Origin of the sequence: Bacillus cereus group sp. BfR-BA-01331 (genome assembly GCF_022663915.1) — a bacterium.
Classification (GTDB): Bacteria; Bacillota; Bacilli; order Bacillales; family Bacillaceae_G; genus Bacillus_A; species Bacillus_A mycoides.
In genome coordinates this window covers 195,945-218,542 of the sequence record NZ_JAKUGJ010000001.1, presented here as the reverse complement: position 1 = coordinate 218,542, position 22,598 = coordinate 195,945, and the positions used below count along the sequence as shown (strand labels likewise).

Here is a 22,598-nt window from a genome sequence, read left to right as displayed (position 1 = left end):
ACGGCAGTCTTCTTTTTTTCATCTTCTATGTGTTTCATCATATGTGATTTTACTTTGAAAGGTTCCTTTTTCTCCATTAAAAACATAGGAAATAGCACCTTGCTTATCCGTACGCCATATATCAATACCCATCTTCTTAAAGCGCTCTATAACTTCCTTATGCGGGTGCCCATACCTATTACGCTCCCCCACAGAAATAATCGCTACAGCAGGCTGTACAAGGCTTAAAAATGGATCTGTAGACGATGTTTTACTCCCATGGTGGGCAACTTTTAAAATATTAGCTCGCAAATCAGGATATGTTGATACTATAAACTTTTCTCCTTCTTCTTCTAGATCACCCGTAAATATCCATGTTAGTCCCCCTAGTCTGGCCCATAGTACAATCGAAGAGTCATTTTCTCCCTTTTCTTTCCCCTTTGGAGCTAATACGAAAAATTCCGCTTCATTTACCCTCCAACCTTCCCCTTCTCCTACTACACTTATCTTCATGCTCTTTTCTAACGCCTTTTTCTTCACCACTTTTTCCAATACAGCATCTTGTTCCTTTCTCCCAAATACAACTTCTTTTACAATAATAGATGACAGCAAATCCAGCGCAGCACCTATATGATCCGCATCTCCGTGCGTTACAATTAATTTATCAATCGTTTTTATACCTTCTTTTTGTAAAAAAGGAACAAGAATATCATGCCCAACAGAAAATTCATGCTTTTTCTGTTGCCACGCTTCCTTCTTGACAGAAAGGGCTCCTCCTGTATCAATAAGATAAACCTCTTTATCGTACGGAAGACGAATTAATATCGCATCTCCCTGTCCAACATCAAGAAATGTAACACTCCCACTTTCGCGAAAATATGGATATACATAATGACAAGTACTAATAAAAAGAAACACACCCACAACTATGCACAAAATTTTTTTCGTTATTAGCCTTTCCCAAATCACAAATATACTAACGATACTAAAACAATATATAGCCACAAGAAATAAAGGAGTTTGACCAAAAGTAAGTCGGATGAAAGGGAAACTTTCACAGTAACTTAGAAAATCATTAGAAATGGTTAAACATAGTGAAAGTACATATGCAATTCCTTTTGCGAAAAATGGAATAACCGGCATACATATAAGAATAATGATGCTACACGGCAATACAATAATGGATAGAAAAGGAACATATATAAGATTGAGGAAAATGCTATAAGGAGAAAAATAACCAAAATGATATAACAAGATGGGGGTACTAGCGAGCTGTGAAATTATAGAAATGTAAATAGAATTTCGAACTATCCCATTACTACGCCCTAATAATATCGGCGCAGATAGTAGTAAAGAAAAACTACCTACAAATGAGAATTGAAATCCAATGTTGAAAATAAGATACGGATCGTATATAAGCATACATATAGCTGTTATACTTAAGGCATCTAGACTAGATAAGCGAACAGAGCACATGAAAGCTACCAATAATAAAACTCCTGTTATAGAAGCCCTCACAACAGATGGCGACGCCCCAGCTATGATCATATACAGAGGAATGCAAACTATAAGGCATACTGTTGCTGTCTCTTTCGTCACACCACTTCTTAGCAAAACAAAATACATTATAACCATTAATAATACGATATGCGATCCTGAAATTGCTAACAAATGTATAAGACCAAATTGTTGATATTGCTCTTCTACTTCAAACGTCATTTGTTGTCGATCTCCAAATAATAATGCGTTCATAAATGCACCTGATTGTTCCGGGAACATTTCTGTAACTTTCGAGATTGTTTGTTGCCTGAGAAGGAAAATCCATTGCACGAGTGACAACGATGTTTTTTGACATTCAGAAATGTATGTCACATCAAATATAAAATGTATTTTTTGCTGATATAAATAATTACGATAATCAAAAACATGAAAATTCCGGGCAGTTTGTGGTTCTTTCACCTCCCCTTTAAATGTACACGATATACCTGCATGTAATTGTTGCAACTGCTTCTTTTCCGAAGCAGATTGTATTTTATAATTTAACTGCACTAAGTTTTTATTCTGATCTTCAATTTGAAAAGAGAGACGATCCCCATTAATTAGAGGTGTATTTTGCACGACCCCTCGTGTAACTTCATAGGACTCCCCTAGCGGCTTATTTAGACTCTGAACATACGTGGTGTACATAGCGCCACTAAAACACGCTATTATACAAAATATGAAGGTTTTACGCGAAGTACGATATAAACAAAATAAAACATAACAAACGAAACAACAAGCAGCCAACAAATGCGATGCGGAAAAGGTAATTGCAATCCCAATTATAAACGAGATTGCAACATAGCCCCATTGCCCATTCAACTCATACTCACTCCTTATAGCATCATTTTCGCTTTAGTGAATACACGCTGTAATTCTTCCATTGATAAATTATCTTTTTCTAAAGCTGCGAATAATTCCTTTAGCTGTAAATGACGCTCTTGTTCCTCTAGCGATGTAATATCGTATTCTAGTGGAACGTGCTTTACTGTTACACTCGCTTGTTCAAATAACTCTACGGCATACGGATGATTTTTATAGTCCTGTGCATAATAAACCGCTGTAACACCACTTTGAATAATCGCCTTACAGCACTGCAAACAAGGAAAATGTGTGACATAAATTTCCGCTTCCTCTGTTTTTGCACCAAACTTCGCACATTGTAATAAAGCATTCATTTCAGCATGAATTGTACGAACGCAATGATTATCAATGACATAGCAACCATCGTCTATACAATGCACACCACCTTTAATTGAACCGTTATATCCACCAGCAATAATTCGTTTATCACGAACAATTGTCGCTCCTACCGCAAGCCTTGTACATGTACTACGTAAAGATAGTAGATGGCTTTGCGTCATAAAATATTGATCCCATGAAATTCGTTCCATATTTTTCACCTTCTTTTTTGTCTACTTGTAGTGTAGCGAAAAAAGAAAAACTTCGTCAATCTTTTATGGAATAATAATTTGATCTTTTATTTTCTCTAAAGACTTCGCACCAATCCCATCAATTTCTAATAAATCTTCTATTTTCTGAAACGGACCATGTTCTTCTCGGTATTTCAAAATACTTTCCGCTTTCCGAGAACCAATGCCTGTTATTTTTTCAAGTTGCTCTTTAGAAGCTGTATTTATTTGCACTTTACCCTCGCTTTTTGAAAAAGTAGCCCCTTCTTGCACTGGCTCATTCTTGTTAGGAACATAAAGAAGCATTTGGTCTTGGACCATTTGCGCCAAATTCACTTTCTTCACATCTGCATCTGGCAACAAACCACCAGCTTTTTCAACTGCCTCCTTCACCCGGTCCCCTTCCTTCATTTCATACACACCCTCTTTAAAAACCGCCCCTTTCACATCAATTATAATTATTTTTTTCTGCTCCTTTGTATCCAATACTTTCGGTTTACTTTTTTTCTCCACATCTTTCACTTGAACTTCCGTTGTAATGAGCGATCGCTCTGTTTGCTGATTCGTTTTCCAGAAAAAAAGAAAAATCAAAGTGCCAATAATAATCACTAATCCCAACCATTTTTTCGGAAAATCCCACATCATTTTACACCTCTAATCATAAATTTATAACATCATTCATATTGTTTAGGAGAAAGCTGTTACGAAGGAGGGATGAAACATTGAACATAGGAATTATAGGGACAGGGAACATGGGGAATATACTAATCGATGCATTTTTAGAAACCCGTGCTGTCAAACCCTCGTGCCTTACTATTATTAATCGGACGCCTGCCAAAGCATATCATATAAAAGAAAAATACCCTTCTGTTCATATAGCCAAAACAATCCAAGAGGTAATCGAACAATCCCAGCTTATTTTCATTTGCGTAAAACCGATAGATATATACCCTATTCTACAAAAATACGCTGACCATTTTTCAGACGAAGATTGCTTAGTTTCTATCACAAGCCCCATATCTCCATCACAATTAGAAACACTTATACCTTGCCACGTCGCTCGTATCATTCCAAGCATCACAAACCGCGCCTTATCCGGCGCATCACTATTTACATTTGGAAATAACTGCTCTCTAGAATGGCAACAAAAACTACTTCGTCTATTCAAAAACATTTCTACTCCCCTTGTTATAGAAGAAGATATAACGCGCGTTTCATCTGATATAGCAAGCTGCGGCCCTGCTTTTTTTAGTTATTTATTACAATGTTTCATTAACGCTGCTGTAGATAAAACAAATATTACACATGAAGAAGCCACTACTTTAGTAAGTGAAATGGTCATTGGAATGGGGAAATTACTGGAAAAAGAAATTTTTACATTACCTACTTTACAAGAAAAGGTATGCGTTAAAGGCGGTGTTACAGGAGAAGGTATTCGTATTTTAGAAGAGCACGTTGGGGATATGTTTCATAAATTAATCGAACGGACACATGAGAAATTTGATGAAGATTTAAAATGCGTTGAGCAGCAATTCAATAAACACACATAATAAATACGCCATCGTAATCCCAAACCCTTTTTATTAATACTTATCTTTTTCATGCTACATTTTCACTAAAACTAGCATTTTTACACTTTACACATATCATCTTTTTATTTTTCTAGAACTAAAACTACATCTTTTCTATAAAACAAAAGCAACCTTATCGGTTGCTTTTCTTTTATCCATTCTTCTTCGCCATAAAAAAGATGCGCTCTGTTTGTTCTGTCACTTCAATTCGTTCAAAGTCACCTGTGACGCGAAGCACTGTAAACCCAGCTTCTTCAAGCCATTTTGTTAACACTTCAACCGAATACGCACGCTGCACGTGACATTCGTCAAAACGATGATACACATCTTCTTCTGAATCTTGTACAAAGAATGTCAAATCATGTTCCACACTATCTGATTCTTCTCCAGGGAAGCAGTTCCAAATAAGTGATATTTCTTCGCCGTTCACTGTATATGTTTCATTTTGAAATACGTGATGTATTTTATATAAAGAGTGTACATCGAATAAAAACAAGCCATCCTGACGTAAATGGTGGAAAACTCTTCTAAATGTTTCTTGCACTCCATCTTCTTGCAATACATAATTTAATGAGTCACAAAAGATTGTCACACAATCAAATTCACCAGGAACATCGAGCTCTCTCATGTCTTGTTGGTAAAAAGGAATAAAATAGCCTTCTCCCCCCAATTTTTGCTGCGCGACAGTTAACATTTCTTCCGAAAGATCTACACCAATTAAATCATAACCTTTTCGCACAAGCGGAAGTGTTACGTTCCCAGTTCCACATGCTACGTCAAGGATTCTTGCCTCTTTCATAGATGCCTGTTGTAAACTTTCCTCTGTGAATTCCACCCATTTATCATAAGGGACATCATTCATCAGTTCGTCATACAGCAAAGCAAATTGTTCGTATTTCATTGATCTAGCTCATCTGCAATATCTTCACGCGGCACATCGCCCCATAGACGCTCTAAATTATAGTGATTACGCTCATCTTTATGGAATACATGAGCAACCACATCACCAAGGTCTACTAAAACCCAACGCGCTTCATCAAAGCCTTCCATACGTTGTACGTTAATTTCGAACTCATGTGCCTTCGCTTTAATTTCACGTGCAATTGCTTGTACTTGCTTGTCTGAATTTCCGTGACAAATAATAAAATAGTCTGCAATCGGTGAAATACCTTGCATATTTAGTACAACCATATCTTCTGCTCTCTTATCATCAGCTGCTTTTGCCGCTAATACTAATAACTCTTTATCTTTCATTTATTAATTTCCTCCTTGATAACTTCATTGTATGTTTGGAATGTTAATGGATAAATCGTTTGATCTTTTTCCATTAAAAATTGAATTGTTCGCTTTAAAGCAAACAGTAAAGCTTGATTTATATCTTTATATGCGAGTTTCCTCGCTTCTTCCACACCAGGAAACTTACGTCCTGGTTCAATGTAATCTGCTACATAAATAACTTTATCTAACATTGTCATTTTTTCATGACCACTTGTATGATATGTAATAGCTTGTAGAATTTCAGGATCAGTAATGCCTACTTCTTTTTCTACTAAGTATGCCCCAACAGGTGCATGCCATAACTCTTTGTTATAGTGCAGTAGATCCTTTGGCAAAGCTTCTCTCTTAATAATCTCTTCCATTTCTGGAATCGCTCTACATTTTGCATAATCGTGAAATATAGCAGCCGTCTCTGCCTTTTTCTCATCTACACCATATAACCTAGCAAGTTCAATCGCTGTTTCCATTACACCAACCGTGTGTATATAACGTTTTTCATGCATTTGTTGTTTGACAATACTAAGTGCTTCCTCACGATTCATACAACCCATTCCTCTCGATATATACCTGTACTTTTTCGGGGAGTAAATATTTGCACGTTTTCTTCGTCATATATCTCTCACGTAACAGAGAAGAAGAAACTGCAAACTCCGGAATTTCCACTTTTACGATATCATAAGGCGTATGTAATGTATAACCTGGTCTTGCAACTCCAACGAAAGTCACAAGCTTAAGTAACTTTTCAATGTTATACCACTTCGGCAAATACTCAACCATGTCTCCGCCAATAATAAAGTGAAACTGCACATCCGGATACTTCTCCGTTAATTGTACCATAGTATCGTACGTATAAGATGGGCCTTCTCTGTCTAGCTCTTCTAAACAAATTGAAAAGTATGCTTCTTCCTCAATCGCTATTTGCAGCATGTTTAATCGACTTTTCACACTCGTAATGTTACGTCCTTGCTTGTGCGGTGGAATTTGATTCGGCAAAAACCATACCTCTTCCAACCCTAAAGCATGATACACTTCATTTGCAATTAACAAATGTCCATTATGAGGTGGATCAAACGTGCCACCAATAATGCCAATTTTTTTCAAAAGAAACGCCCCTTCCTTTTACATACAGCAACTCTCCCCATACATATTCGAAGAGAGCCCACTGTTAATAAAAGTTCAATTGGTTTCGCTTTCTACATATCAAGCGTCCATTACAAAGTAACTCACGTATATCTTTTATCGAGGAAGCTTAATCTGCTTATTTTCTCTTGATTCTTTGTATAAAACAATTGTGCTTCCGATTACTTGAACGATTTCAGCTCGCGCACCTTGTGCAAGCTCTTCTGCAACTTCACTACGATCAAATTCACAGTTTTGTAATACGCTCACTTTAAATAGTTCACGAACTTCTAATGCTTCTCCAATTTGTTTCACCATATTTTCATTCACGCCACCTTTTCCAACTTGAAAAATCGGTGTTAAATGATGTGCCTTTGCACGTAAAAATCTTTTTTGTTTTCCTGTTAACATATAATTAGCCTCCAAGCTCTCTCATTACTAATTGTTTCATTCTATCAATATTCGGCACACACCCTGTCCACATTTCAAATGCAAGTGCACCTTGATAAACGAACATATCGATTCCATTTTGAATTATTGCACCTTGTTCTTTCGCATCGCCTAAAATTTTCGTCTCAAATGGATTATAAATAATATCAGAAACAATCGTTCCTTGTTTCAATGAACGAATTTCCAGCGGCGTATACTCAACATGTGGATGCATACCTATCGTTGTTGTTTGGATGATAATATCATATTCCCCTTGATTTTCTGCTGCACATTCTAACGTTAGAGCATGCGAATTAACATTTGCCATGCACCCAGAGATAAGGTTTTTCGCCTTATCTCTCGTACGATTAGCAATATCAATTTCTTTCACACCTACATCGGCAAGCGAGAAGTAAATAGCTCGGCTAGCACCACCTGCACCGATTAATAAAATACGTTTCTCTTGAAGTGGATCTTCACTAATTGACTGCAGGGCACGAACAAAACCAATTCCATCTGTATTATACCCAATCAATTTTCCATCTCGATGAACTACTGTATTTACCGCACCGATTTGCCTTGCTAACGGGGCAATCTCATCCAAGTACTCCATAATTGCAACTTTGTGCGGAGTCGTTACATTAAATCCTGAAATACCTAATGCTTTCAAACCTTTTACTGCTTCCCCTAGCGCTTCTTCATCTACAAGAAACGCATGGTAATGGGCATCCATATTCAAGTGTTCAAATGCATCGTTATGCATAACGGGTGATAATGAATGTCCAATTGGATTTCCGATTACACCATATAATTGTTTCATAAATCCCTCTCCATATTAAATTAAAGATTTACGTAATGAAACACTTACTCCTTTTGGTACATGAGCAACAATTTTCGCTCCTGATTCATTTACAGTAACCCAGCCCAATCCAGAGAATACAACATCCGTTTTCGGCTCACGAATATTAAATTCATATTTCACAAACTTAGGCATATTTTCTAATTCTTCTGGTGTCGGTGGATTCAATAATTCTCCAGCGTGTTTTTCGTACAATTCATCAGCCTTTTCAAGCTTTGTACGATGGATTGTTAAACGGTTTGAGAAATGACAAGTGAATGCACGACGGCCCCCACTTACATAATCAAATCGTGCTAATCCACCAAAGAATAATGTTTGTTCTTCATTTAATTGGAATACCATTGGCTTAACTTCTGTAGTCGGTGTAATAAGCTTTAAGCTTTGTTTCCCAACATAATGCGCCATTTGATGATGATTAATAATACCTGGTGTATCGTATAAAGATGACGTTTCGTCTAATGGGATATCAATTAAATCAAGCGTTGTTCCTGGGAAATGTGATGTTGTAATTACATTCTCAGTCTCATCACTAAACTCTTTAATCATACGATTAATAAATGTTGATTTACCAACATTCGTACATCCAACAACATAAACATCTTTACCTTCGCGGTAATGCTCAATTGCATCAGCAAGTTCAGCGATTCCTTGTCCTTTAGCTGCACTAATTAAAAAGACATCTTCTGGTTTTAAACCAAGTTGCTTTGCACTATAGCGCATCCAATGTTTTACTTTATCATGCTTAACTGACTTTGGAATTAAGTCAGCCTTATTCCCTACAAGTAATACTTTATTGTTCCCTACAAAACGATGTAAGCCCGGTAACCAGCTACCATTAAAATCGAAAATATCTACGATTTTAACCACCAGTGCGTCTGATTGTCCAATTCCGTTCAAAATACGAAGGAAATCATCATCTGTTAAAGATACATCTTGAATTTCGTTATAATGTTTCAAACGAAAACAACGTTGGCAAATTACTTGTTCTTTTTCTAAAGATGATACAGGAGCGTATCCTACTTCATTTTTATTTTCTGTTTGAATTTCTACACCGCAACCAATACATTTAATTGTTTCAGTCAAACTTTATTCCTCCCAGTTAATTAAGCCTTTTTTCTTCATGTTTCTCATAATTCTTCGTTCAATTTTCCGATTAAATCGTGTCACCAATCCGTCCGTTTGCGCTACCGGTACAACTAAAATTGTATGAAGTCCCACACGATTCCCGCCGAGCACATCCGTTAGTAACTGATCTCCAATTACTACAACTTCATCTGGCTGCAGGTGCATCTCGTGTATCGCACGCTTAAATGCGCGAACAAACGGTTTGCGCGCACTATGAATAAACGGAATACCTAATGGATCAGCGAAGTCTTTAACGCGTTGCTCGTTGTTATTTGAAACGACCGTTACTTGAATATCATTTTCTTTCATTTTCAAAAACCACTCTTCAAGCTGTGGCGTTGCGTTTGGACGATCCCATTCAATTAAAGTGTTATCTAAATCAGTAATAACTCCTTTAATTCCACGTTTTTTCAAATCTTCTGGTTGAATATGATATATATTTTTCACATATTCATTTGGTAAAAATAACTTCAATTTCTTTCACCTCTTTGAGGATTTTTCATAAAATTTTTCGACAACATTTTTCGATAGATAACCTGTGGATAAACTTGTACACACTTTCCACATTAATTTTTCAGTCAATTTGGAATTTACTAACAATCTATCCACATTTTATCCACTGAGTTATGTGGATAACCTCTTGTTTGTGACTGTCATATTTTTTTGGTACATTAAATGCAACAACGAATCAATCCTTATATTATTTAGGAGGTGACTCACCTTGAAAACAAAACATATGGAACAGTTATCTACTGATTTACTCACTGAGTCTTATTATAAAGCAAAAGAACTAAAATTAAATCCCGACTTCATTTTACTTATAAAACAAGAAATTATTAGACGCTCGTTAGAGGACAAGCTCGTCAAATCTTCTTGAGTACATATAGATTGCTGATTGACCTGTAAAAAGAGCCATCCTGCGATGGCTCTCGAATAAACAAGTACTCCCATCTAGGGGATTTCTCCATTAAGCATCTTTGTCCACATTTCTTAATTAGAGCTTCATAAGTATATTATAAAATCTTTTCTTTACTTATGAGATACTCGGGTTGCAATTTTTTCACCAAGACGCAACTCTTGCCCACTTGTCAATTCCTGCACTGCTTCAATCATATCTTTTTCAAATAATAAAACAACTGTTGAGCCAAATGTAAAGTATGCCATCTCTTCACCTTTTTGAACAGTACTTCTTTCATGAAGAAGCTCGATACTATTAACAAACATAGCACCTACTTTTACAAGCGCCATATGTTCGCCGTCACTATTTACTTCTGTAACAGAGCGATAATTTTTTGACAATGGTTCTTTCCCATACTCCATACCCGCTGCATTTACCGGATATGATTTTCTACCGAGTACAAATCTTTCAGTCACAGAGCCAGAAAGCGGGCTATGAATACGATGATAATGACTTGGGCTCAAATAAATTACCATATATGTACCGCCTGCATATCGCTTTGCACGCTCTTCATTACCTAGCATATCCACAATTGAATAACGCTTTCCTTTTATATCGAATGTTTTTGTATCCTCAATAGGACCTTTATCAGCAAAAACACCATCAACAGGACTAACGATACTCGATGCATCAGTATCAATACTACGCTTTCCTTCTTTTAGCCTACGTGTAAATAAATCATGCAATGTTCGATATTCCTTCAAACCCTTTTCCATCTCATCTTGATTAATTTGAAAAACTTTCACATACGATGGAATAATGATAGAGCTCAAACGAGATTGTGCAAATTTACGTAATATATAAGAAGTAAAACGACCATTTGTAAGTTCGATCATAAGTCGATATAATGTCCGTCGCAAATTACGAAACCTCCTAATCAGCCTATAACTTTAGTTTCCCCTTCTTTTCTCTCTATATCATATGTAAAATTGGTTCTTATTCCCACATATAGAATGGAGCCGTCTTGTTATACACGAAGAAAAACTAAGTATAATTTTTATTCTTAAATTGTTTAGCACCTTCTAATATTACAGATAGAACCCGCCATTTTCAACAGTGAACATGTATTTCTTCTTAGAACAGCTCGTTTTCTTTCCGTTTTCCCGAAAGAAAAGCAGCCACTTTTAAAGTGTAGCTGCTTACAATACACATTATTCTTTTGCTTTTTTCTCTTTCTCAGCCCGCACAAATTCATGGAACATTTTCATTAAAGCACGCTTTTCAATTCGCGATACGTAGCTTCTTGAAATACCGAGTGCCTTCGCAATCTCCCTCTGTGTTTTCTCTTTATCAAGCCCAAGTCCAAAACGCTTCACAATTACTTCTTTCTCTCGTTCGTCCAAAATATCGATATACTCTTTAATTTTTTCTAACTCCATACTAAGCTGAATCATATCAATTACATCTTCAGATTCTGATTTTAATATATCAATAAGCGATATTTCATTACCCTCTTTATCTTGCCCAATCGGATCATGAAGTGAAACGTCTTTTTTCGTTTTCTTCAACACACGTAAATGCATCAAAATTTCATTTTCGATACAGCGTGCTGCATATGTTGCAAGCTTAGTTCCTTTCCCTGCTGAATAGCTTTCAATCGCTTTAATAAGTCCAATGGTACCAATTGAAATTAAATCTTCTGCATCTTCACCAGTGTTTTCGAATTTCTTAACAATATGAGCTACAAGCCGTAAATTATGTTCAATTAAAAGATTTCTCGCTTGAGCATCACCTTGCTCCATTAACTCTAAGTACTTTCTCTCATCATCTGATGATAACGGCTGCGGGAACGCATTGTTCTTCACATAAGAAACAAATACAAACACTTCTCGAACCATATATCCAATTGCGGCGAATAGACTCAAACCTTTCACCTCCGCCAAAATAGTGGTCTTTACTATGTGTATGTGGGCATGAGGTTGTTTGTGTCTGTACGATGTAAATATGGAACTCTTAACTTAATGGCATTCTTAAACCACTCAACGCTAATCATTAATTTTTTCTATAAACATAGTAAAAGCCAATCGAAACGTATCGATTGGCTTTTACTAATATTCACTCCAAATTTTCTCTCCAGTATGCGCACCTATGTAACGAATTTTCCGACTACAATCGACGGATTCTTTATGATTTTCACTCGTCGTTTGTTTATACAGCAGTTTATATTTCATTTCCTCTGCATCATGATCTATACACCATTCTAATTTTACTCGAATGACCTCTTTATATATTTCTAACGCTTTTTCTTTTGTTACTTTTGGTGTTGTTTCATATGCAAGTAATTCTTTTATAAAGTTGCTAGATTCTCCTGAGTAGTGCATCACAGCACCATTTTCTGTATTGATGTTGATCACAAATTGCATATAGTCTATTGGAATCCCATTCACATATACGGAAAAGGTAAATCTTTCAATCCCATCTTCTGCTTCTTCACGTTCTTCCCAAAGACGAAGATATTGTGTGATATCTGGAATAACTCGTTCTAAAAATTGAAGTGCTTTTTGTAAACATTCCTCTCTAGACAGTATTTGTTTTACTTCTTTATCGTCTGCCAGTTTTATAAAACCAATTAACTCATTGGTTGATTTATCAATCGTAATGCCAACTAAATTATTATATTTTAACATCGGTAAATGCTTTTTAAAGAATTCATTCATTAAATATGGATTCTTTTCTTCTTTCTGTTTTTGTAATTCCTCTCTCGAAACAAATTTCATCCTTATTCCATCTTCATTTTCTGTCTCAGCTACTTTTGTAAAACTTTCTTTATCCCAGTCAAATAAATCGAATATATCATCTTGTTGACTACCTTTTTTCGGTTTTTCAACAGCTACAGTTGGAGGTAATTTATAATGATCTGGGTCAAACAAATCTTTACCTGTACTTGCATCAATAAACGCATGACTAGGTTCTAGTTCATATACAAGATGATAGCCTTTTACTTCCTCACCATTTTCATATTTACATGAAGAATGTGTTAAATCCACAAATACAAGTCTCATATCTTGTCTAGCTCTCAAAGTTTCTAAAACGACGTTCTCCTCAACAATTTCAATTGGCCATAACGGTTTTTTCTCTATAGCTTTTTGTCCATTGTAATGAAAATGCACAACATTACCTGAAGGATGAATTCGCACAACACATCCTGTATTCGGCAATGGATATCCATTCACTTCCTGCATATAATTTATTTCTTTCCAACCACGCCAGTCATCCTTAACAGTTACATATGTATAAAATTCATATCCTTCTTTTGTATATTTTTTTAAGAATGTATTTGCAATCTCTCTTGCTTTATTCTCCTCTATCGCTTCCTTACCGATCGAGAAAGAATTTTCATCATCTATCCTAAATTCAATTAAATTACCAGTATGTCTATTCAACGTAATTTGTATCGTTTTCTCCTCATCCGCTTTATGTTCCCACCATAATAGATGATATGGGTCATCCACACCTTCTTGATCATCTACAACAAGCCTATATTCATCTGGAATTTCAATAATATGAGCCACTTGCTCTGTTCTTTCTTTATCTTTTGAATTCATCATACCCTCTCCTTTATTACATTTTAAGGTAATTATAACAAACAAAACCAAAAATCATTAACAAAAAGACAAAAAGCTGAAACAATTAGTTCATACGAATTTCACATGAATCTATTACTATAAGAATTGTACATAGTGAAATTACTAACAATGACGTTTATTCATATATAATTTCATTTGAAAGGGGTTGAAAAGATGAAAACTAAATATCGCTTTATGATCTCATCATTTGCTGCTTGCGCCTACATGATTTGGTGTTTAGTATAATAACAACTTCACTTGTAAATAAGAAAAGGTGTGTATATAAATGGAATATAACCAATCAACCGTTAACTACTGGAAAGCTTTTGTATTACCTTATACATTTGCTTTAGAAGAGTTAAAAACTAAATTTGAAATTATGAACCGGGAAGCTCAATTTTTAGAAGACTACAACCCGTTTGAACATATAAAAACAAGACTTAAACAACCCGAAAGTATCATCAGGAAGCTTGAGCGTAAAAACTTATCACCAACAGTTGAAAATGCTCAAACACAATTACAAGATATTATTGGCATCCGTATTACATGTTGCTTTGTAGAAGATATTTATCATTTAAAAGAAGTTATTGAAAATCGTGGAGATATGGAAATTGTAGAAGTAAAAGATTATATTGCTAATCCAAAAGGAAATGGCTATAAAAGTTTGCATATGATTATTAAATATCCATTGTCACTAAATTCTGGTACGAAAGATGTCTTTGCAGAAATTCAATTACGTACACTTGCCATGGACTTTTGGGCAAGTTTAGAACATAAACTTTACTACAAATATGAAGGAAATATACCTGACTATTTGAAAGATGAACTACATGACGCTGCTATGAAAGCTGAAGACCTCGATAATAAGATGGCAACAATCCGTCAAGATATTGATGACATTGAAGCATGTTCAAATCAAATTTTATTACCACTATAAAAAGGTTCTCTCCTATGAGAACCTTTTTATTTCTTCTCTATCATACGAACCTCTTCAATCTTCCACCCTCCGTCTTCTTTTCCAAGTGCATACTGCATTTTCTTTTGAAGAGTAACCCCTCCATCTACTTCTTTTTCCTCCGTTTCAACAATAACAAGCCCACCTTTAAGAGCTTTCATATTCATATGTTCTAACTCTATTTTCTTATTTCCCTTTTGAAATGCCGCTTCCTTTTGTGTTTTTAAGTCTTCAGCACTAGGCATCTTCTTTGAAAATAACTCCATATGTTCAGCAAGATTTTTTTCATTCGTCGTCCGTACAAATGCCTCAATAACATCTTGAATGAATTTCTCTTCTTCTTTCGTTATATGTACCTTTTCCTCAGTTTTTCGAGCAGATTTTTGTTCTATATTATTCTCTTGAGATTGACATCCAACTAGCAATAATACAAATACTAGAAGGAATCTTAATTTCCCTAAAAAAACGCTCATCTTTCCATCTCCTAAAAAGAAAAGTGAGGCATTTCGCCTCACTTTCATTTATAATTAGCGTCTTCCTTTATTTGGATCGCCGCCGCCAATAATGTCAAAGACACGTTTAGCTATATTTGTATTCTCTTGAACGCCAGAGAATAAGTATTTACCTGGTCCGAATGCATATACGTTCACATCTTCACCTGTATGTCCACCCGTTGTCCAACCTGTAACCGAACGCTTATTGAAGATATCTTCAATTGCATTATCAATCTTTGTTACATCTTTTGATGGAGCTATATCATTTACAGCTTTAATTTCTTCTGGTGTTAATTGTAGATCAATATACTTTTTCAATGTTTCTTCTACATTTGCACCTTTTACAATCTCACTTGCCATAAAGTCTGGCGTACGTTTCGCAGCTTTAATCGGATCTACTTTAAAATTATACTCACCATTCGCACCTAAAGATAATCCACCAGTAGAATGATCTGCAGTTGCAACAACTAATGTGTTCTTATCTTTTTTCGCAAACTCAATTGCTGCTTTAAACGCTTTTTCGAAGTCTTCCATTTCACTCATTGCACCGACAATATCATTATCATGTCCAGCCCAATCAATTTGACTACCTTCGACCATTAAGAAGAAACCGTCTTTATTTTTGTTCAAGCGCTCAATCGCTGCATTTGTCATCTCTTCTAATGAAGGTGTTTTGTCAGTACGATCAATCATTTTGTCTAAACCACCTGGTGCAAATAAGCCAAGAACTTGATCGCTTTTATCATTTAATAATTGATTACGATCTGTTACATAACTATAACCAGACTTCTTAAATTCTTCTGTAAGGTTGCGGTCTTTTCTAACAAAGTTCTTTACGCCCCCGCCAAGCATAACATCTATTTTATGCTTACCTTTAATTTTTTCATCAAAGTAATCATTTGCAATTGCGTCCATATTTTTACGACTAATATCATGTGCACCGAATGCAGCTGGTGTTGCATGCGTAATTTCAGAAGTTGCAACGAGTCCCGTTGACTTCCCTTTTTCTTTCGCTTGCTCCAATACTGTTTTCACTTCAGCTTTATCATTATCTACTGCAATAGCTGCGTTATATGTTTTTATACCTGCTGACATCGCAGTAGCTGCCGATGCAGAGTCTGTAATATTTTCATGTTCATCTTCTGGATATGTTTTTTGTGTTCCTACAAGATGCTTATCAAATTCTGTAGATTCCATCTCAAATGTTTTTGGATTATCTTTCATATAACGATGAGCTGTCATATATGAAGGCCCCATACCGTCCCCAATTAATACAATGACATTTTTAATTTTTGCATTGTTTCCGTTCTCATCTGCATTAACCTCACTAGAACGCGTAAAATTCCATGTTGCTACTGAAGTAACTGCTAACGACGCCACAACTGCAAATGGCCATGCTTTTTTTACAAACTTTTTCACTGTCTTGTCCCCCTAATTAGGTTATTCATTTCCCTCTATCAAATTTAATAGAAGACTGTTAAGAGAAAATGAGTTATATGTAAATTTTTTGTTAACTTATGTAAATTTCAGTTATAATTTGTATAAGTTTGTCTTTTCATATCAAGCATACTCTCCTTTACAAAGATAAATATAAACATGTTGGATTTCTTTTAATACGAACCTATTATTTTACATTTCGTAATATTATTCTTATTTTTTCTAATTTAAATAGAAATATGGTGAACTTTATGAAAACAGTAAAACTAGACGCATCTTCCATTCCAGATTTACTCTCTCTTTGCAAATCAGTCGGGTGGTTACAGCATAAGAGTTTTATGAAAGAGCAATTCCATATGTACCTTTCCATTGGCACAATTTTTGGCTATGTACATGAGAATAAACTTATTGCAGCGGGCGGGGTCTTTTCGTTTGCTCCTGGATATTCTTCTATCGGTATGTTAATCGTGCATCCTGATTTTCAAAGAAAAGGAATTGGTCGTATTTTGTTAAACAATAGCTTAAAAGTAACTTATCCATCGCTCCCTATTACGCTCATTGCAACAAAAGCTGGTGAATCCTTATATGAATCTTATGGATTTCAATCAATAACAACAATTCATCGTTTCGAAAAACAAGCGGCTCATATAAGTATAAATTCTTTTCCCATAAAACAAATTCAGCAAGCCGATCTTCAATCTCTCATTTTTCTTGATCAAACTGCGACTGGTGCAGATCGTTCTAATCTTTATTTATCACTACTATCGAGAGCAACTTACTCCTTTAAAATAGAGCGGGATAATCAAATAGATGCTTTTGCTTTATGCATACAAAAAGGAGATGTACTATGTATCACTCCACTTATTTCAAAAAAAGAAAAAGACGCTATTCAGTTATTAGAAATAATTTGTAACTCGTGGAATGGGTCAATACGCATTGATGTTCCGCACTCACAATTCATTTTCCGTCAATTTCTTCAAACAAAAAATTTCCAGGAAACGCTCCTTTCACCTCTTATGATAAAGAATGGTAATCAACTTCCTGGAAATCGTAATATACTATTTGCTATGATAGATGCAGCATTATGTTAGAAAGGAGACACCTAATTGAAGCAATTTAGCTATTTTATGGTAGGTTGTCTTACTCTTACACTATTAGTAGGATGTAGTGCAGCAGAAAAGCCAGTAGAACAAGTAAAACAAGTTAAAAATACAATTACAGCGAAACTAGCTACCGAGGAAAAAATGGTAGAGATAGATGGTCAAACGATTTACTTTAAAAAGATTGGTGATGAAAAACCACCTTTACTTATGATCCATGGATTTGGAGGATCATCCGATGGTTTTCAAAAGGTTTACTCAGATTTAGCAAAAGATCATACGATTATTTCTGTTGATGCTTTAGGATTCGGACGTTCCTCTAAACCGATGGATTTTTATTATTCTTTCCCAACTCATGCAAATTTGTATTATAAGTTAATGAAAAAACTAGGGTATGACTCATTCGCAATACTGGGACATTCTATGGGCGGAGAAATTTCTCTTAATTTAACATATTTATACCCCGAAGCGGTTACCCATCTTATTTTAACTGATGCTACAGGCGGCCCTCATACGTTCGTTAATAAACAAGGTTCACCAAAACCAAAGTTGTCGACTGATTTAAGTGCCGTTTCTTCTATTGCAGATTATGATGAGAGCAAAGTTAAATTCAGGCGCAATGATGAAGAGCATTATAATAAAATGAAATTATGGCCTAGGCGTCTTCAAATCAATGCAACTGAAATCAAGCAACCAACTTTAATTATATGGGGAAGAAATGATAGTAGCGTTTCTTGGAAAGAAGGAGAAACTTATCATCAATTCTTAAAAAACAGCAATTTCCATATTATTGAAAAAGGTTATCATGCTCCATTTCGTCAAGAGCCACAAGAATTTGTAGGGTATGTAAAAGATTTCTTCGAGAAAAATCCTATAAGTGCTGAAAAATAAACGGGTATCTCATTTTGAGATACCCGTTTTCATATATTAAGCAGCTTGCTTTTGGCGTTTTTGAATTTTTGATCCTAGTACTTTTGGAATAACTAAGCCATCAATTCCAAGTTTTCCAGCATTCATACCAGAAACAAGAACGAACATGGATAAGATAACCATTTCAGGGTTTACACCAATTGACCCACTAAACATATAGGAAAAGTTCATTAAAAGACCGAAAAAGACCGCTGTTTTTGTTAAACAGCCTACAATTAAACCAATTCCGACTAAAATTTCTCCCCACGTCACAAGTGTATTAAATAAGTCAACGTTTGGAATTGCAAAATCTTGTAAGAATGATGCCCACCAAGATTGAACAGCTGGTTGTGCTCCTTTAGATTTTTCAATTGCACCTTGTAAATAACCAGTTGCATCGAAGCCTTTTCCTTGTAGTTTACCGATTCCAGCCATTACCCATGTGTAACCAAGATACACTCGAATTATCGCTAATACAAAAGAAACTGCTTTGTTTTCTCTTAAAAATTGAATAATCATATCTTCCTCCTAAAGTTGTAATTAAGTCAGTTACAGATAATATAATAACATTAGTTACTTACTTTTAAAATGTTAATTGTGAATAATTCGTGACATGTGTACAAAACATTAAATACTAACGTATATATAGTAACTTTTATTACCTGTAAAAACTTGAACATATCATACCACAGGTGATAATCATTTTCATTGAATAAAGTGTAAAAAAACTGTGAGTTAAATGTGAAAAACATTTATTCGAATATAGAATAAATGTTTTTCACGCTATTTATATAATCGAAATGTATGTGTCTCCTCATCGATTAATCTAGCTTCTTGAACAGCTTCTTCTAACATTTTGTCATGGTTAATAAGCCTGTAAAATAAGCGTATTGTAAACATAAGTGCTATATTTCCATCTACATAATCTATCGATTTAACATGTGATTTTGTATCTTTATGTAAAATGGATTCTACTAGTTTCAACTCCCCAAACTTATACCAACCATTTACAATATGTGTAATATGCAATTTTGCATATTACTTAATTTCCGCTACGCTAAAGTATACTCTCGGCCCATTTAAGTCGTACACATCTTCTCCTAACTCTTCCATTACAAATTTTCTCTCCTATAAGTCCATTTCATATATACCCGTTTCTTTCAAAAAATCAGCTCTAGTTAAAGCGACTTTCTGTAAATATTGCCTATACGCTGTAATTGTTCCATCGTGTGCAACGATACAAATTTTTTCTGCTTTTAACTGATAGCACCAGTGCAGAAATTCATCTACTATTTGCTGAAATTCCATCTCCGAGATGATATTGACTCCCTCATTCCATAACAATTCATTTCTACTTTCTTCTAATGAAAAATGTGGAAATAAATTTTGTATTATCTTTCGATCTAACAATTGATCGCATGGTAATGTTTTGGCGGATTCCCGATAAGGAAAAATACGCGGGGATATATATGGGTGAACAATTTTTTGACAAGCAACTTCCGCACTCCATATTGTCGCAGTTTGTAAAGTTCGAAGTGTAGGACTAGCGATTAATATATCCTTTTCTTGTAATGGTACATCGCACTGAAGTAATTTAGCCTGCTTCTTTCCCACGCCCGTCAATGGCGGATTCACTGCTTGTAAACTTAATGGTAAATCTTTCGTATGTTCACCTTCACCATGCCGAACAAAAATAAGTTTCATTCTCCTCTTCCTCTCACTAGAAAATGGTCTCACATATTTCTTCCCTATTGTTTTCTCTACTCCTGCTATTTTAAAAAGCAGAATGTAAAAAGTGTTTGACACCAACGTTTGAAAAATATTACAATTATATATGTAAAATACTTTTTACAAGAAGAGGAGGATTACAAATATGAAATGGATTATCGTCTTTATGGGAATGATCATATGGGGATACATAAATGGCTTTTTTAATAGTGATAAAACTGCTAATCCTTGGATTACAGATGATGAGCGTGAAACAAAAATTAAGCAAAAAGCAATTATCGCAAGCTGGTCTGGTGTTTTCATATTTTGTATCATTAACCTCTTAAACAAATGGTTAGGTTTAGGAACGAGCGATACATCACCTTACTTACCATCTTCTGTCGCAACTATTTTAAAAGAAAATGTAGAGTTACAAGTTTTACTTATGTTATTCATTACATATGGCATATTTTACGTATACTACCGAAGAAAACTAAGCGCTTAACTTTTATCTCATGATTTTCCTCCTAAATGGTTATAGTAACTAGGACGCAATGAAAAAAGGAGAGATATAAAAATGAGTAACTCAAATGACTTTTTAGATACATTACATGAAAAACAAGCAAAAGATGAACAAAATAGAAAGCGCCAAGGGAACGGAAACCCTGCGAAAAAAAAGCCAAATAAAACACATAAATAACATTGAAAAACCTGCCTGAAAATTATATTTCAGGCAGGTTTTTTTACTCGTCTTTAACCGAAACGACATCTTCCCAATTCCATTTCTCATAATACCACTCTGGCACATCTATATTTTCAATCCACTTCTTCTCATGTTTTCCATCGTTATGAGCAAGCCATACATCAGCTTTCTTACGATTTGAACGGAGCCACATTAATTGGTTGCTTTTCTTACTAAAAATAGGGTTATAATCGCCTTGGCTATTTGATGGCTTTGTAATTTGATGTTGTTCATCTGTTGTACTATTTATTTCATATAAAGATGGTAGTGGTCTTTTTTCTAGAGGGACCGATAGCTCTGCTTCCTTTGCCCTTGAAACGATAATTACATTATCGTTCTTCCATGTGAAATCCCAATCAACATAGCCTTTTGGAGTAAATGTATTTTGCTGGAGAGCCGGCAATTCTTTTATTTTTAAATGCTTATTCTCTAAAGCCACTCTCCCGCTTCCTTCAATATAGGCTAATATATTCTTTGATGGCGCCCATTTGAACCATTGTGTGTTTAATAACATTTGATCTACTGTTTCAAAACGACTGCCGTCTGATCGAATTAAGCAAAGGGTATTACTATCAGCTGACAAAGAAGCTGTTGGTACTGCCAAAAACGAAATCCATTTTTGATCTGGCGACCACTTAAATCCACTTCCAACTAATGCTAAAAAGTCATCATGCTCATTCGGTAGTGCATATAAATGTTTCATCTTATGAGGATTCATATTTGCATCCTTTTGTATTTCATATAACTGAGCACCTGTCCACCCTGTTGGAAGCAAGTACGCTTCTGATGATACAAGAAACTTCTTACCATCAGGATACCATGCATAGTCACCTACACCATTAGCTACGTTTTCAAAATCTGCTTTCTTTTTTTCAGCATCAAATGTATTTAATGTGTGTGCAAATACAAATGCAATTATATTCTCTGTTGGTGACCATTGATAATTCGATGCTTCTGATTGAGATGGTGTAACTTTCTTTCCATCTTTCAGCCGATACAGTTCAAAGTGATTTCGCTTCTTTCCTTTTGCATATGCAAGCCATTCTCCATTTTGTGACCATCTCGGCCCTGTTATGTACTCTCCTTTTGTAATTTGTTTTTCTTTTTCACCGACTTTAATCCATAGATTATGATTACGAATAAAGGCAACTTTCACTCCATTGTTTTCTGCGCTAGTAATAGAACTTGAACAGAAAAAAAGGAACAAAATCACGATTCCACTTACTATAAACCTTTTCATATAGCACCCCCATTTCCCCCTTTAGCATTCCTCATATTCCGCTTACTATATGCAAATATTATCCATTCGACATAATCCCAAAAAATTTCCCAAGAAATTTTCAATTCAAAGAGGATTGGTATGAATTATGTCGAATGTATAGTTTAGCCAACATCCGCACCTATAATTAACGATAAAAA

General features: G+C 35.2%; 26 protein-coding genes and 1 pseudogene. 7 read left to right on the top strand and 20 right to left on the bottom strand.

Annotated elements, in window-relative coordinates:
• Window positions 1-18: 18 nt before the first annotated feature.
• The 3 genes from MR155_RS01060 to MR155_RS01050 form a co-directional block, all read right to left on the bottom strand.
• Window positions 19-2,340 carry a DNA internalization-related competence protein ComEC/Rec2 gene (locus MR155_RS01060; protein WP_242307643.1) on the bottom strand — a complete coding sequence of 774 codons (2,322 nt, stop codon included), beginning with the start codon at window positions 2,338-2,340 and terminating at the stop codon, window positions 19-21.
• 14 nt (window positions 2,341-2,354) lie between these two features.
• Window positions 2,355-2,912 (bottom strand): ComE operon protein 2, encoded by a 558-nt coding sequence (locus tag MR155_RS01055; protein WP_002088698.1) that lies wholly within the window; start codon window positions 2,910-2,912, stop codon window positions 2,355-2,357.
• A gap of 63 nt (window positions 2,913-2,975) precedes the next feature.
• Window positions 2,976-3,575 (bottom strand): helix-hairpin-helix domain-containing protein, encoded by a 600-nt coding sequence (locus MR155_RS01050; RefSeq protein WP_219303557.1) that lies wholly within the window; start codon window positions 3,573-3,575, stop codon window positions 2,976-2,978.
• Window positions 3,576-3,652: 77 nt separating this feature from the next.
• Between MR155_RS01050 and comER the strand changes: the two genes are divergently transcribed.
• Window positions 3,653-4,480, top strand: a complete 828-nt coding sequence (gene comER, locus MR155_RS01045; protein ID WP_002015213.1) for a late competence protein ComER — start codon at window positions 3,653-3,655, stop codon at window positions 4,478-4,480.
• A gap of 172 nt (window positions 4,481-4,652) precedes the next feature.
• Here comER and MR155_RS01040 read toward each other — a convergent pair whose 3' ends face one another.
• The 8 genes from MR155_RS01040 to MR155_RS01005 form a co-directional block, all read right to left on the bottom strand.
• Entirely contained in the window at window positions 4,653-5,402 is a 750-nt protein-coding gene (locus MR155_RS01040; protein ID WP_002088700.1) for a class I SAM-dependent DNA methyltransferase, read from the bottom strand.
• Complete coding sequence (gene rsfS, locus MR155_RS01035; protein WP_000653209.1) at window positions 5,399-5,755, bottom strand: ribosome silencing factor; 357 nt, start codon at window positions 5,753-5,755, stop codon at window positions 5,399-5,401. Before rsfS ends, MR155_RS01040 begins: the two co-directional genes overlap by 4 nt.
• Complete coding sequence (gene yqeK / locus MR155_RS01030) at window positions 5,752-6,321, bottom strand: bis(5'-nucleosyl)-tetraphosphatase (symmetrical) YqeK (protein WP_002143180.1); 570 nt, start codon at window positions 6,319-6,321, stop codon at window positions 5,752-5,754. The genes rsfS and yqeK overlap by 4 nt, the downstream gene beginning before the upstream one ends.
• Window positions 6,311-6,880 (bottom strand): nicotinate-nucleotide adenylyltransferase, encoded by a 570-nt coding sequence (locus MR155_RS01025; RefSeq protein ID WP_219303558.1) that lies wholly within the window; start codon window positions 6,878-6,880, stop codon window positions 6,311-6,313. The genes yqeK and MR155_RS01025 overlap by 11 nt, the downstream gene beginning before the upstream one ends.
• Window positions 6,881-7,015: 135 nt before the next feature.
• Entirely contained in the window at window positions 7,016-7,309 is a 294-nt protein-coding gene (gene yhbY, locus MR155_RS01020; protein WP_002015220.1) for a ribosome assembly RNA-binding protein YhbY, read from the bottom strand.
• A 4-nt stretch (window positions 7,310-7,313) separates the two neighbouring features.
• A complete protein-coding gene (aroE, locus tag MR155_RS01015) occupies window positions 7,314-8,147 on the bottom strand; it encodes a shikimate dehydrogenase (protein ID WP_242307641.1) in 834 nt (277 codons plus the stop codon).
• 15 nt (window positions 8,148-8,162) lie between these two features.
• A complete protein-coding gene (yqeH, locus tag MR155_RS01010) occupies window positions 8,163-9,269 on the bottom strand; it encodes a ribosome biogenesis GTPase YqeH (protein ID WP_002015224.1) in 1,107 nt (368 codons plus the stop codon).
• 3 nt (window positions 9,270-9,272) lie between these two features.
• Complete coding sequence (locus MR155_RS01005; RefSeq protein WP_002015225.1) at window positions 9,273-9,785, bottom strand: YqeG family HAD IIIA-type phosphatase; 513 nt, start codon at window positions 9,783-9,785, stop codon at window positions 9,273-9,275.
• 247 nt (window positions 9,786-10,032) lie between these two features.
• Here MR155_RS01005 and sda point away from each other — a divergent pair, with 247 nt between their 5' ends.
• On the top strand, window positions 10,033-10,188 hold the full coding sequence (gene sda / locus MR155_RS01000) for a sporulation histidine kinase inhibitor Sda (RefSeq protein ID WP_002015226.1): 156 nt from the start codon (window positions 10,033-10,035) through the stop codon (window positions 10,186-10,188).
• A 152-nt stretch (window positions 10,189-10,340) separates the two neighbouring features.
• Here the strand turns inward: sda and MR155_RS00995 are convergent, their stop codons facing one another.
• The 3 genes from MR155_RS00995 to MR155_RS00985 all read right to left on the bottom strand — a co-directional run bounded on the left by MR155_RS00995 (window position 10,341) and on the right by MR155_RS00985 (window position 13,817).
• Window positions 10,341-11,129, bottom strand: coding sequence for a phosphatidylserine decarboxylase (locus MR155_RS00995; RefSeq protein WP_113935604.1), 789 nt, complete (start codon window positions 11,127-11,129; stop codon window positions 10,341-10,343).
• A 291-nt stretch (window positions 11,130-11,420) separates the two neighbouring features.
• Window positions 11,421-12,134, bottom strand: coding sequence for an RNA polymerase sporulation sigma factor SigK (gene sigK, locus MR155_RS00990; RefSeq protein WP_000051382.1), 714 nt, complete (start codon window positions 12,132-12,134; stop codon window positions 11,421-11,423).
• 183 nt (window positions 12,135-12,317) lie between these two features.
• Window positions 12,318-13,817, bottom strand: coding sequence for a YcdB/YcdC domain-containing protein (locus MR155_RS00985; RefSeq protein ID WP_242307635.1), 1,500 nt, complete (start codon window positions 13,815-13,817; stop codon window positions 12,318-12,320).
• Window positions 13,818-14,121: 304 nt separating this feature from the next.
• Here MR155_RS00985 and MR155_RS00980 point away from each other — a divergent pair, with 304 nt between their 5' ends.
• Window positions 14,122-14,772 (top strand): GTP pyrophosphokinase, encoded by a 651-nt coding sequence (locus tag MR155_RS00980; RefSeq protein ID WP_002015229.1) that lies wholly within the window; start codon window positions 14,122-14,124, stop codon window positions 14,770-14,772.
• 26 nt (window positions 14,773-14,798) lie between these two features.
• Here the strand turns inward: MR155_RS00980 and MR155_RS00975 are convergent, their stop codons facing one another.
• Complete coding sequence (locus tag MR155_RS00975; RefSeq protein WP_242307632.1) at window positions 14,799-15,263, bottom strand: hypothetical protein; 465 nt, start codon at window positions 15,261-15,263, stop codon at window positions 14,799-14,801.
• Window positions 15,264-15,317: 54 nt separating this feature from the next.
• Window positions 15,318-16,703, bottom strand: a complete 1,386-nt coding sequence (locus tag MR155_RS00970; protein WP_242307631.1) for an alkaline phosphatase — start codon at window positions 16,701-16,703, stop codon at window positions 15,318-15,320.
• 269 nt (window positions 16,704-16,972) lie between these two features.
• Between MR155_RS00970 and MR155_RS00965 the strand changes: the two genes are divergently transcribed.
• Both MR155_RS00965 and MR155_RS00960 read left to right on the top strand, forming a co-directional pair.
• A complete protein-coding gene (locus tag MR155_RS00965; protein ID WP_242307630.1) occupies window positions 16,973-17,812 on the top strand; it encodes a GNAT family N-acetyltransferase in 840 nt (279 codons plus the stop codon).
• A gap of 15 nt (window positions 17,813-17,827) precedes the next feature.
• Complete coding sequence (locus tag MR155_RS00960; protein ID WP_242307629.1) at window positions 17,828-18,712, top strand: alpha/beta fold hydrolase; 885 nt, start codon at window positions 17,828-17,830, stop codon at window positions 18,710-18,712.
• Window positions 18,713-18,748: 36 nt separating this feature from the next.
• On the opposite strand, the gene MR155_RS00955 is transcribed toward MR155_RS00960, so the two are convergent.
• The 3 genes and pseudogenes from MR155_RS00955 to MR155_RS00945 all read right to left on the bottom strand — a co-directional run bounded on the left by MR155_RS00955 (window position 18,749) and on the right by MR155_RS00945 (window position 20,434).
• The gene (locus tag MR155_RS00955; protein ID WP_113935610.1) at window positions 18,749-19,249 is read right to left on the bottom strand and encodes a DoxX family protein; all 501 of its coding nucleotides are present in this window, start codon (window positions 19,247-19,249) and stop codon (window positions 18,749-18,751) included.
• A 264-nt stretch (window positions 19,250-19,513) separates the two neighbouring features.
• Window positions 19,514-19,858 (bottom strand): annotated as a pseudogene (locus MR155_RS00950) (delta-aminolevulinic acid dehydratase); the annotation flags it as partial.
• Window positions 19,859-20,434 (bottom strand): histidine phosphatase family protein, encoded by a 576-nt coding sequence (locus tag MR155_RS00945; RefSeq protein WP_098635928.1) that lies wholly within the window; start codon window positions 20,432-20,434, stop codon window positions 19,859-19,861.
• A gap of 169 nt (window positions 20,435-20,603) precedes the next feature.
• Here MR155_RS00945 and MR155_RS00940 point away from each other — a divergent pair, with 169 nt between their 5' ends.
• Together MR155_RS00940 and MR155_RS00935 are read left to right on the top strand one after the other, a co-directional pair.
• Window positions 20,604-20,942, top strand: coding sequence for a phosphoglycerate mutase (locus MR155_RS00940; RefSeq protein ID WP_242307628.1), 339 nt, complete (start codon window positions 20,604-20,606; stop codon window positions 20,940-20,942).
• A gap of 72 nt (window positions 20,943-21,014) precedes the next feature.
• Window positions 21,015-21,137 carry a DUF4023 domain-containing protein gene (locus MR155_RS00935; protein ID WP_000071861.1) on the top strand — a complete coding sequence of 41 codons (123 nt, stop codon included), beginning with the start codon at window positions 21,015-21,017 and terminating at the stop codon, window positions 21,135-21,137.
• 43 nt (window positions 21,138-21,180) lie between these two features.
• Here the strand turns inward: MR155_RS00935 and MR155_RS00930 are convergent, their stop codons facing one another.
• Window positions 21,181-22,419, bottom strand: coding sequence for a TolB family protein (locus MR155_RS00930; protein ID WP_242307624.1), 1,239 nt, complete (start codon window positions 22,417-22,419; stop codon window positions 21,181-21,183).
• Between the last annotated feature and the right edge of the window lie 179 nt (window positions 22,420-22,598).